Source organism: Hominisplanchenecus sp. (assembly GCF_046967715.1).
GTDB lineage: Bacteria > Bacillota > Clostridia > Lachnospirales > Lachnospiraceae > Hominisplanchenecus > Hominisplanchenecus faecis.
Window position 1 is genome coordinate 1 of the sequence record NZ_JBKVNQ010000021.1, and the last position, 12478, is coordinate 12478.

Genomic DNA, 12478 nt, shown 5'->3' on the forward strand with positions numbered 1-12478 from the left:
TATGGTATGTTGTATAGCTCTTCATCAGGTTTACAATCTTACTGATAGACATTGTCGGTTCTGTCTCTATCATGTAATGAATATGGTCTTTATCTGTTTCCATATATCTGATAATAACACTGTGCCTTTGACATATCTCATATGAAAACTGCTTTATATCATCTGATATCTGTCTCGAAACCAGTAATTTCTTCCTATATTTGCAGACGAAAATAATGTGATATTGTAATAAGTAGATGCCAGGGTCAAAAGCCTGAAACCACGATGTGCTTGCACAAAAGTGGTTTTATGGCTTAATGACCCGCCCCAATATGAGCATAAAAGTGGAGCGTAAGCTTCACGATATGCGAATATTGGGGTGCTATGTGCCAGTGGCACATGTTTAGCACCGACCGAAGCGGAGCGTAGAAAGAATTGTGGAAGTACGAAGTACGGAACAATTCGTATGGCATCTTTTGACCCCAACATCATAAGTATTTGTGTCTGTTTTTAGATTTCCAGGTTCCCATGCCATGAGTATACTATAATTTCTGATTTTTGGCTACCTTAACCCACCGTCTAAAGCCAGTGGGATTGCGGTAGCCTTATTTCAAATTGACCGTATCAAGGAGATATTATATAATAGAAATATTACAGTTTTACAGGAAAAATCATATAACCGTGCAGATAAAAGGGAGTAACTACATGCATTTTGAAAAAAGAATAGCCAGAAATCGAAAATATCGGAAATTTTTGCACAGTCGTCAGCAAAATTTGATTTTACTTGGAGTTTTCGTCTTTGTGATAAGCATCGTATGCGGAAGTTATGAAACAGTGAAGAACATAATGGTAAATCATAACAGGAAGGAGCAGGAGCAGTGTCAGAAAAAAAGAAGTTTACATTATATGCCGGAAGTGTGGCACTGTGCGTGTGCACTGCAGTTCTGCTTCATTATGTGTCGGTTGCAGATCCTTATCTGGAATCCGCCTGCCGTCTTTTAAGACCTTTTATTTATATAGGACTTTATGTGGTGTGGGCGATCTCTTTCCGGAAAAGGATTATCCAGAAAGAAATCCGTCGTTGCCTGACTGCAATCGCAGCAATGATGATTTTCTGGATGTTTATCCGGATGTGCAAATTTGAAATATCGGACGAGATGCCGACAGCCTGGCGATACGCCTGGTATTTTTACTATATACCTATGTTGCTGATCCCTACGGTCAGTCTTTATCTGGCCTTTTATATACGGCAGCCGGAGGGCTATAAATTACCAAAAAGACGATGGCTGCTGTTTCTTCCTGCACTTTTTCTGATCGGAATTGTATTAACAAATGATATGCACCAGTTGGTTTTTACCTTTCCGAAGGGAAAACTTGGAGAAGTATCTTCTTATAAAACAGGAGTTTATGGATATGGAAGAGGGTATTATATTGTAATCGCATGGGAGCTTGGATGTGCTCTGGCGGCACTTTTGATCATTCTGTTAAGATGCAGGAAAATTAAAAATAAAAAAATGGGCTGGCTGCCTTTTGCCGCTTATGGAGTGGCGGCGGCTTACAGCATTGCTTATTATCTTGATCTGCCTTTCTGGAAAATAGTTTCAAAAGATATGACAGCCACATTGTGCCTTCTGTTTGCTTTGATCATTGAAAGCTGCATCCAGTCCGGACTGATCCCCTCCAATACAGGATATGCACAGTTATTTGCAGCATCTACCATTTCGGCACAGATCACAGACCAGAATGGAAAATGCATTTATCAGTCTCAGGGTTCTGAATATATTGTACCAAAGATCGCAAAACAGGTAATCCAAAGACCTGTCATGTCGGAAAATGGAATTCGGCTGTCAGGGAAACCAATCTGGGGAGGCTATGTCTTATGGAAAGAAAATCTCTCAGAACTACAGGAAATTTTAAAAGAGCTGGAAGACCGTAAAGAAGAATTAAAAGATGCAAATCTGATTGAAGAAGAAAATCTGAGAACAAAAAAACAAGTAGAAAAACTTTCCGTCCAGAATCAGCTGTATGATAAAATACAGAAACAAACAGCAAGACAGAGTACGCTTTTGGCGAAATTCATGGAAGCATATGCCATGGAAGAAAATGAGAAGGAAAGAAAAAAAATATTAGGGAAAATTGTTGTGATCGGAGCCTATATAAAAAGACGCAGCAATCTTATCCTTATCGCAGAGCAGAGTGCAATGTTTCCGATAAGAGAGCTGGAATTATGCTTCAGGGAAACGATAAGGAGTCTGGAATGGAATCATGTGGAAGCAGCTTTTGTCACTTCTCTGGATGAAATCCGAAGTGAGGATGCCATGCAGATTTATGATTTTCTTGAGGCAGTCATTGAAGAATCACTCGAAGATCTGTCGGCATTCACCCTGAATCTCAAACGCAGGGATGAAGAGATCCTTATGTCTTTGAGTGTGGAATGTAAAACAAATCTGCAAAAAGTTGCCGGACGATACCAGGCTTATGCAGAGCAGGATTTTGACGGTGCATGGCTGCTTTCCCTGGTACTGAAAGGGGGTCATGATGAATGATGAAAGCATTTGGAAGCTGTCCGCCGGAATATCGGATCATGGCAGTCTGGATTTTCATTTTTCTGACATTGCTGTATATGATTCTGCTCATCTGTGAGGGAACAGGGGAAAGAAAAAAAAAGGCGATGCTGCAGGACAGCCTGTTGCTTATAGCTGCTTTCCTGATAACGTCCGGGTTATGTGTGCGGCAGGGATTTTATGAAGAAGAGGATTTCATGGTATTCTTAAAAATGCCGTATGGAATCCTGATCGCTATGGGGATCTGCGGATTTTTATTTGCGGGAATACAGGCATTTGGAATTTATAAACGTCGCACAAACTGTCTGAGGGAAAATGCGATCCAGGAAAGTCTGGACAATTTGCCGAGCGGAATCGGATTTTTTGACAGGAACGGAATGCCGAAACTGATGAACCGGAAAATGTATCAGCTTTGCCGGAATCTGGCAGGCAGGGATATCCAGAACATCACAGAATTGCGGGAAGCACTGAGACGGCCTCTTAAAGATCATGTATTTTATGATTTTGATCTGAAAGTATACTGCTTTTCAGACGGAAGCGTATGGAAATTTTCAGAGAAAGAGATCATTACGGCAGGTGGAGATCGATTTTCTCAGTTCCTTGCTTCAGAAGTATCAGAATTATGTCAGAGCAAGGCATTGTTAAAAAAAGAAAATCAGAAGCTTCAGGAAATGTCGGCGGCTATGAAAGCACTTTCCAAAAATGTCGTAACTCTGACCAGAGAAGAAGAGACATTATCTATGAAAATGAGAGTGCATGATAATCTGGGATACAGCGTGCTGGCAACACAGCGAATGTTGATGCGGGAATCCGAAGAAGATCGTGATATGTTTCTCTCGCAATGGAAGCAGACATTAGACCTGCTGAATAAGGATAATGAGTCTGTTGAAGGAGAACAGCTGCACAGGCAGGTGCAGGAAAGGGCGAAAGTTCTGGGAGTAAAAATCATTTATACAGGAGAAAAAGTCTGGGAATCTCATATATCTGAACTGATGGATATCATACTTTTAGAGGCACTTTCCAATTGTGTCCGCCATGCAGGAGCAAGCGAACTGTATGTGAAATTCAGTATTGAAGAGCAGGAGTGGGTCATGGTGCTCACGGATAATGGACAGAAACCGGAAAAAAACATCAAAGAAGGCGGAGGGCTATCCGGTATACGAAAAAGGGTGGAGCAATGTGGAGGCAGCATGAGGATCACTGCAGCCCCACGGTTTTCGATAACCGTTAAGCTTTTAAGGGAGGTGCGGAGATGATACGGGTACTTATCGTGGAAGATCAGCGTATGGCAAGGGAAGATATGGAAAATTATATTCAGTCCAGTGGGAGATACTCTCTGGAAGCTTCCATCACAAATGCAGCTATGGCAGAAACTGTGTGCAGACAGAGCAGGTGTGAACTTGTCCTGATGGATGTCTGTACAGAGGATGATGAGAGCGGTCTTGTGGCAGCAGAGCAGATTAAAAAAACGATGCCTCAGATAAAGATAATTATCGTGACTTCTTTAGCAGAGTGCAGTTTTATTGAGAGGGCACATAAAGCAGGAGTAGAAAGTTTTTGGTATAAAGATGCCGGAAAAGAAGAGCTGTTGGAGGTTATGGACCGCACGATGAAAGGAGAGAGTGTCTATCCGGACGCTCCGCCGACGGTGATGATCGGAACGGCGAAAAGTTGTGATTTTACACAGGGGGAACTGGCTGTCCTGCGATTAGTGGTGGAAGGAGAATCCTACAAAAAAATCGCAGAGAGTTTGTGCATATCACCGGAGACAGTAAAATGGCATATTAAAAATATGCTGCAGAAAACAAATTTTGATTCCAAAACAAAACTGGCGGTAGCTGTTACAAAGAAAAATCTGATTATAAACGGATTTTAAAAAATGAAAAATCCCATTGCTTTCCTGATAGTGAAGCAATGGGATTTTTTGCAAAAGTACATTTTACTACCCATCTGGGTAGTGCTTAAGTCTCAAAAAACAGATATCATAGTAGTATGTAAAAGTGAAACGAGTGTAAAAAACAGGGAGGGAACAGAGTGTGAGAAAGGTCGTTATCGATATGCAGAATTATTTATTTTCGGATGCCATAGCAAAGGTGCTCAAATCCTATGATTCTGATTTTTTTATTGAGATGTCAGACACACCGGATAAAACAGCAGAATTATGCAGAGTCATTCAGCCGCATATTCTGATGATGGAAATTACAGGTCAAGCATTGTGGCCATTAAAAGAACGTCTGGCAATCTGCCGGGAAGTGCGTAGGTATGCTCCAAACTGTAAATTTATTTTTACAGTAGATGAGAAAGCAAATGCAGAGACCGCAAAAAAAGTAGTAGAATGTAAAAAAACGGGTCTGATCGACTGTTTCATTTACAATACCATTTCATCCAGCTATATGACTGCAGTTCTGGACAGTCTGTAAGCTGCAGTCCCGGAAGGAGAAAAGATAAACATGAGATCTGTTATGAAAAGGATCTGCCTGTCTCTGGCAGTGATTGCAGTCCTGATCTTTACAGGGTGCGGGCAGAAAAAAACGAAAGATCCGATCACTGTCACATTGTGGCATGTATATGGCGGACAGACAGAATCACCCTTAAATGATCTGATTGATCAGTTTAACGAAACGATAGGAAAAGAGGAAAATATATGGGTACAGGTTGGCAGTGTTACGAACACGAATACAATACATGAAAATGTACTGGCATCTGCATTTGGAGATCCGGGAGCTTCCGAACTGCCGGATATGTTTGTTTCCTATCCGAAAACTGTTTTGGCTATGCCGGATGACACCGTTCTTGTAGATTACTGCGATTATTTTACGAAAGAAGAACTGGACGAGTTTATTCCTGCTTTTCTGGAAGAAGGTGTCATTCATGACAGACTTTCTATTTTGCCGGTAGCAAAATCAACGGAAGTTATGTTTGTCAATAAAACGGCATTTGACCGTTTTGCAAAAGAAACAGGGGCGGATATCGAAGATTTAAGAACATGGGAAGGGCTCTTTGCGATGTCAGAACAATATGCTGAATGGACAGATAACAAGACACCAAAGATCCCGCATGACGGAAAGAATTTTTTTGTTCATGATTATCATTTTAACTATTTTCAGGTAGGCGTAGAGTCATTGGGCGAAAATTTCTTTAAAGGAGAAAATCTGGCTTTTGGACCGGAATTTGAAACGGCATGGGAACCTTATGCAAAAGCGGCACTGTCCGGAGGTGTATGGCTTCGCAGCGGTTATGCGACAGAACCTTTACGCACGGGAGATTCCATCGTGTCAGTGGCTTCCTCTGCCAGTGTTCTGTACTATTCTGACGAAGTTACCTATGAAGATAACACATCAGAAAAAATAGAGATTGTCGCCATGCCATGTCCTGTATTTTCCACAGGGGAAAAGATGGTCATGCAGCGGGGTGCCGGTATCTGTACTGTAAAATCCACACCGGACAAAGAAAAAGCCTGCATCACCTTTCTTAAATGGCTGACAGAAACCCGGAAAAATGTGGAATTTGTAACCAGCCTTGGATATATGCCGGTAAAGCAGGAGGCTTTTGATGCCTGCCTTCCGGAAGCAATCAAGGAGCTGAGTGATCCGATGTATGTCTCGCTTTATCAGGCTTTTCTGGATACGCAGGAGAATTATACATTTTATACGGCTCCGCAGCTGGATTCCTATCTGGATCTGGAAACAAGGTTTGAAGAACTTGTCAGGAAAGTATTGTCAGTAAAGCGTCAGCAGTGCATAAACAAACCGGAAAATATAGATAAACTTGTCAAAGAGACATTAGCGGATTTTAAAGTGGCATACACACAATAATGTCTGACCGGATGAATCAGAAGAGGCGACGGGCGTATGAGGAAAAAGAGAAAAAATTTATGGAAAATCATAAAAGGAATAAGGAAACAAAGCATCTGTATGCAGCAAAGACTGATTGTTTACTGGTGTGTAGTGATTCTGACCCTTTTTTCGGCAGCAGTTCTGTTGATGAGTATTTTGGGAGTCATTCCGGGAATGGATTTGAAAGTAGGGGAAATGTTGTCTGCCCAGCAGAAAAATACGGTGTCTGCCATGACAGAGCAGACCGACATTATGATGGCGAGAAGCATTTCTCTATCAGAAGAAATCACAAAAGAGTTAAGTCAATACTTGACAGCCAATGGAAAAGCATTCTCCGATTTAAATGACAATCCTCAGTTAATTATGGATTTGGAGGCAGCTTTGTATTCTTCACTGAGATCAGCACTGGATGTGAAGTATTGCAGCGGAGTTTTTGTTATATTAAATGCAACGGTAAATACGGAAACGGAGTACGCAGACACATCACGCATGGGAATCTACCTGCGGCTGTCTGATTTAAAGGCAGTAAATACAAGCAAACAGCACGTGGTTTTTTTCAGGGGAAATGCTTATATTGCAAGGGCAGAGCAGGTACAGCTCCATAACCGTTGGAATTTAGAGTTTGATACATCTGCATTGTCAGGCTATGAACAGATCATGAAATTTAAAGGAAACCGGCTGGCAGAGAGCTGTCTGTGGACCGATCGGCTCAAACTGAAGGATACATGGGAAGATGTACAGCTTTTATATGTGCCGGTTTTAGACAGCACCGGAAAAGTGCGGGGGCTGTGTGGTATGGAGATGAGCAATCTATATTTCAGACTTTCCTATCCTATGGTAGAAGGATCCTGTGGAAATATGGTGACAGTAGTGGCTCCAATGGACGAAAAAGGGAAAATTTATCTGGATAAAGCAATGTTCGGGGACACAAAAGAAACTCATCTTTCACCAACCGGAACGATGACCGTGAAGAATGGAAAGCATTATAACACTTATTCCGCTGCTTTCAGAAAGTATATAGGCAGGCATGAACTGCTTAACCTCAAAAGCTGCAATGGAATGCCGCTGGCGGTACTGACCTTGATGTCCGAAGCGAATTATGAAAAATTAACAGCAGAAAACAGAAGAGCCTGGATTACCGGTACGTTGATCTTTCTTTTTCTCCTGTTGCTTCTTTCCATCACTATGTCCAACCGTTTTGTAAAACCGATTTTGCGGAGTTTAAAAGCACTGCAGGATGATACGCTGACAGACGGGAATCTGTCGGGAATTTCAGAAGTGGATGCACTGGTTGATTTTATGCAGACAAAAAGAAATACAGAAAAACTGGAAAATGGCGGAATTCCTCCGAATATAGAAGAAATGCTTAAAGCATTTGCCTTGCGTGTGGAAACGCTGACTCCGGCAGAAAGAAAAGTTCTTCAGTATTATATTGAAGGATATACGATCCAGGAAATAGCTTCGCTGCTTTATATCAGTATTGGGACGGCGAGAAAGCATAATACAAACATGAACCGAAAACTGGGAATAACAGCCAGGGAAGAATTAATGCTTTACATAGACCTGTTTCGTAAATGCAATCAGCTGGATAAGCTGACATACACCCGGACGAAGTAAAAAAAGAGTCGTACAGACTCTTTTTTTATTCCTGGATAAAAAATGAGAAATATCTATATATAGTTTTTACAAAACAAAAAAACCAACATATAGTATACTAATCATTCGTATTTTGGAAAATCAGGCTAAAAATACGAATGGCGACCATATCATTTATTTTCTGGATCTGTTATGCTTTCATTACAGGAAAACGGAAAGCAAAACCAGACGAAACCAGAAAAGCAAACAAAACAAAAAAAGGAAGGAGAAATTTACTATGAAAAAGTATGAAATATTAGGAGGAAATTTACCGGTTGTTGTATGTGAATTATCAGCAGGAGAATCCATGATCACAGAAAGCGGAAGCATGAGCTGGATGAGTCCGAATATGAAAATGGAGACAATTTCCGGAGGCGGAATGAAAAAAATGTTCGGCAGGCTGATGTCAGGTGATTCTATGTTTCAAAACAGATATACCGCAGAAGGTGCAGACGGAACGATTGCATTTGCATCAAGTTTTCCGGGAGCGATCAAAGCACTGGATATCAGAGACGGTCATTCTATGATCGTGCAGAAGAGTGCATTCCTTGCTTCAGAAGAAGGAGTGGAACTGTCCATGCATTTCCAGAAAAAATTAGGAAAAGGTATGTTTGGCGGGGAAGGTTTCATTATGCAGAAACTGAGTGGAAATGGAACTGCATTTGTAGAAATTGACGGGCATGCCGTGGAGTATGAGTTGGATGCCGGACAGGAAATCCTGATCAGTACAGGGTATTTGGCAGCAATGGAAGAAACCTGCACAATGGATGTTGTGGCAGTAAAAGGAGTGAAAAATATGCTGGTCGGCGGAGAGGGCGTTTTTAATACTGTTGTCAGAGGACCGGGTAAAGTGATCTTACAGACAATGCCGATCAGTAAGGTGGCAGAATTACTGACTCCGTTTTTTACAAAAAATAAGTAAGGGAAGGAGCGAGAGTTATGAAGAAAAAATGGAATTTATTATTTTTGTTTGCATTTATTGTTAGTATGATAACACTGGCCGGCTGTGGAAAAACAGCAGGAGAGGCAAGTCCGTATGAAGGAAAATGGATAGCAGTGTCCGCTCAGATGATAGGAATGTCTGTCAGTGTGGATGAAACCTTTGGGGGAGCTTTCGAATTTGAGGTAAAAAATGGCGGAAAAGTTTCTTTTTCAGTAGGAGAAGTTACCGGAAATGGAAAATGGTCTGCAAAAGATGACAAGTTTAGCTTAACTATCGAAGGAGAAGAAATGGTCGGAACCATCGGAGAAAACAACATTTCTTTTGACGATATGCTCGGAATGGGAGTAAAAGTGATTTTCGCAAAGGAAGGAACGGATGCCATGGATCCGGCTCGCTATCTGACAAAGGAAGAGAAAGTGGTCATAGGTGAGTGGGCTGCTGAAAGTGTGGAAGAACTTTTAGGAGACGGACCGCAGACATCTATGGAAGGCGTAGAGAATATCAGTGATGCACTGCGTCTTAACTTCAAAGATGACCGCAATGTAGCAGTTGTTTATAAAGGCGAGGAGATTGGGACATTCCCGTGGTCAGTTGCAATGGGCTACTGTATGATCGAATCAGAAAATCCGTCTCTTTCCGTAACGATCAATGACGATGATACTTTGAAAGTAGATTACAGCGATGACGAAGATTACTATACATTTCATTGTGTGAAAAGTGACAGTAAATAAATGAAAAAGACATAAATGGTGAAAGGAGGGAAGAGCCCATGAAAAAGAAAATGTGGTTTGTGCTGTGTATCATGACAAGTGTCCTGCTGACAACTGCCTGTGGAGAGAAAAAAGAACCTGGAGAAGAAAAAAAAGAAACAGCTATGCAGACAGAAACAGCTATGCAGACAGAAACAACCGTGCAGACAGAAACAGAATCTGATCAGGACTTCCAGGGCAGGGAAAGTCTGAAACTTGGTTTATTTACTGTGTATTATCCGGAAGAATGGAAGTACGACAAAGAAAGAATGCAGGAAGATGATGATTACTCTTACGTCAGATTTTTTGACGGAGAAACAGCAGATGATTCCGGGAACAGCATTTATATAGAAGCAACAAAAGAAGATGCATATAAATACCGGAAGGGTCTGATTGCCTTCGGTGTGGATTTAAAGGAATATGCGGAAGGAAAAGCAGAGACTGTATCAATAGGGAATGCAGAGTATGCGGTAATGCCGGAAAATGATTCCGGAAGGTGCACGTATATGTATCGCCATGAGCAGTCAGGTACGTCTTATGATATCAGAGTAGAAGGAGAGGTAGCAAGTGATTCTGTCAAAGAATTGCTGGAAGGCATTGTGATGGAATTAAAAGATGAAGGAAATGAAGACGCACCGTGGCCATGGGAGGGAGAGCCTGTTGAGCCTGTATTGACAGAACAGATGGTAGGTTTTTATACGATCGTTCCGGAATATATACCATTTAAAGAAGCACAGGGTGTCATGCAGATTATGGATCACCAGTTTGTAAAACATGACGATCAGGTATACCATTTGCTGGAGAATAAGCTGGATACTTACAAGTATTCAGAAAGTGGACTCGAATTTGTTTCCTCAATGGAACTGGAAAGAGATTGTGAATATCTCTCCGGGGACAACAGCGGAATGCTGTATCTTTCACCGGGAATCCAGGATGTGATTGGTGTAAAAGACGGCAAAAAGGTGCTTCAGACAACGATAGACGGCGATTTGAATATGCATCCGTCCGGAGAATGGGGAATCAGTTTCTGGGTGAACAGCGATACGCAGAAGATTGTGAATCAGGGCGGTAACCTGACAGCTGAACCGTGGATACTGACCGGATTAAATAAAGATGATGAACGCAAGGGACCATTTTCTATGATAGATGACGTCCAGATCACAAATGACCATATTATGGTTGCCGGTTCCATGGCTGCGGAAGACGGAGGCACAAAAATTATTGTCTATGATTATGAAGGCAATCAGCTTTTGGAATTAGGCGGAGCAGACATTGGTTCTCCAGACAGGCTTGGTTCCATCACGGGCATGGCAGAAACAGAAAATGGTTTTGTAGCGGCAGACGGAAATATGCGGAAAATACAATTCTGGGCAAAAGACGGAACCCATGTGGGTGCCATTTCTACAGATGATATATTTGGCGTCAGTTATCCATGGCTGGAAGATATGCAGCTTTTAGATGATGGCTCTCTTTTGATCCTGCTGACACAGCAGCGAGAGGACGGATCAGCAAATGAACTGATGTTTTTCAGACTGACAGGATTCTGAAAAAAGCAGAAAGATTATAATTATACTTTTTAGTGCAGTTGATTTTCAAAAGGAGGAAAAGAAGATGAAAAAGGGTAGAATATTGAGACTGATGTTTATTCTGGCAGTGACAACTATTATGATCGCTGCAACAGCAGTGGTTGCAAGTGCAGCGACAGTTAACAAAAATGATGCAGATTATAAGTATTCCAAGACATACGACAACGGTGTGAAGATATCCTTTACAACAGATGTTTTCGGCAAGAAGGTTGTTGACGACAGCGTTTTTTGCAGAATAGAGCTGCCAGATGGTGCAAACTATAAAGAATTTAGTGTCTCTAACGAAATCATTAAAAGTGGTAAAGCTTTCGTAGATTACACGCACCTAAGAGACAGATATCCAGTAGAAATCAAACAGAAGTGGGTGACCAATGGGAACGTTTCATACGGAATGATTGGATTAAGTGCAGGAGGCGGCCTGTACCTAGGAACCTTTAAGCTGAAAGTTTATGTAGAAACTCCAGATAAAGATGAAATGATAGAAGTTGCATTTCTCAGCGATTTCGCAGCTCGTCCAGTTGATATGAAGATTACTACGTATCCTAACAAATTCAATATCAACTCAATAAATGTAAGTGCTGCAGACAGCGGAAGAACTTCTCGTCTGGAAGTAGTTGGAGTAAACAAAAATTTTGCAACAATTATAAATGGCTGGAATGATGGCAAGTGCATTAAAGCAAAAGGAATGAAACCTAAAAAGAAATACACTTTCAAGTTCTATGGAAAACTAAAAGTAGATAATCCTGCTCTTGATGCACCTGACGGTATAACTGTTGAGGGAAATCCGGCGGTATTCAAAAATGTTGAAATGGGACCTGCAGTAAAACCGGTAATCAAGTCCATAAAAGTTTCAAATGTAAAGGTAACAAAGTATTTCAATTACAGCGAGTGGAGATATAAATATAAGACAAAGTTCACAGTTACCGTAACTCTTGGCAAGAAGCCAAAAGGTGCCAAGGGTATTCAGTTGACAACAACTGTTCAGGGAATTTCCTCATATAAGACAATTAAAGGAAAAAAGAACACCTTCACAGCGAATTTTAATTGGGATGCACCGGTAAGCTTAAAGGGCAGAACAGCAAGCTTCAAGGTTAAGACTTACAACAATGCCAAGTACAAAGCTTACAGCTATGACTCAAAGCCTAAGAAGTTAAAGATCAAATAGGCATAGTATACAGATCTACCG

The 12478-nt window shown here is 41.3% G+C and carries 11 protein-coding genes; 10 read left to right on the forward strand and 1 reads right to left on the reverse strand.

Annotated features, from left to right (window positions below; translation table 11 throughout):
* Positions 1–238 (reverse strand): IS200/IS605 family transposase (gene tnpA, locus ACLTL4_RS04550; protein WP_412290721.1); only part of this gene is annotated, 238 nt, incomplete at its 3' end.
* 619 nt (positions 239–857) lie between these two features.
* Between tnpA and ACLTL4_RS04555 the strand changes: the two genes are divergently transcribed.
* From ACLTL4_RS04555 to ACLTL4_RS04600, 10 genes are all read left to right on the forward strand, one after another.
* Complete coding sequence (locus tag ACLTL4_RS04555) at positions 858–2525, forward strand: histidine kinase N-terminal 7TM domain-containing protein (protein WP_412291376.1); 1668 nt, start codon at positions 858–860, stop codon at positions 2523–2525.
* Positions 2522–3799, forward strand: a complete 1278-nt coding sequence (locus ACLTL4_RS04560; protein WP_412291377.1) for a hypothetical protein — start codon at positions 2522–2524, stop codon at positions 3797–3799. The genes ACLTL4_RS04555 and ACLTL4_RS04560 overlap by 4 nt, the downstream gene beginning before the upstream one ends.
* Positions 3796–4419 carry a response regulator transcription factor gene (locus ACLTL4_RS04565; protein ID WP_022118427.1) on the forward strand — a complete coding sequence of 208 codons (624 nt, stop codon included), beginning with the start codon at positions 3796–3798 and terminating at the stop codon, positions 4417–4419. Before ACLTL4_RS04560 ends, ACLTL4_RS04565 begins: the two co-directional genes overlap by 4 nt.
* A gap of 160 nt (positions 4420–4579) precedes the next feature.
* Positions 4580–4963 (forward strand): hypothetical protein, encoded by a 384-nt coding sequence (locus ACLTL4_RS04570; RefSeq protein ID WP_412291378.1) that lies wholly within the window; start codon positions 4580–4582, stop codon positions 4961–4963.
* A 30-nt stretch (positions 4964–4993) separates the two neighbouring features.
* On the forward strand, positions 4994–6358 hold the full coding sequence (locus ACLTL4_RS04575) for an extracellular solute-binding protein (protein WP_022118425.1): 1365 nt from the start codon (positions 4994–4996) through the stop codon (positions 6356–6358).
* A gap of 99 nt (positions 6359–6457) precedes the next feature.
* Positions 6458–7996: a helix-turn-helix transcriptional regulator gene (locus ACLTL4_RS04580; RefSeq protein WP_412291380.1), complete on the forward strand. Its 1539-nt coding sequence runs from the start codon at positions 6458–6460 to the stop codon at positions 7994–7996.
* A gap of 256 nt (positions 7997–8252) precedes the next feature.
* A complete protein-coding gene (locus ACLTL4_RS04585; protein ID WP_022118423.1) occupies positions 8253–8936 on the forward strand; it encodes a TIGR00266 family protein in 684 nt (227 codons plus the stop codon).
* A 17-nt stretch (positions 8937–8953) separates the two neighbouring features.
* Positions 8954–9688: a hypothetical protein gene (locus ACLTL4_RS04590; RefSeq protein WP_022118422.1), complete on the forward strand. Its 735-nt coding sequence runs from the start codon at positions 8954–8956 to the stop codon at positions 9686–9688.
* A gap of 38 nt (positions 9689–9726) precedes the next feature.
* The gene (locus ACLTL4_RS04595; RefSeq protein ID WP_215658796.1) at positions 9727–11253 is read left to right on the forward strand and encodes a hypothetical protein; all 1527 of its coding nucleotides are present in this window, start codon (positions 9727–9729) and stop codon (positions 11251–11253) included.
* Between the two features lie 64 nt (positions 11254–11317).
* Positions 11318–12457, forward strand: coding sequence for a hypothetical protein (locus ACLTL4_RS04600; protein ID WP_022118420.1), 1140 nt, complete (start codon positions 11318–11320; stop codon positions 12455–12457).
* Positions 12458–12478 lie beyond the last annotated feature (21 nt).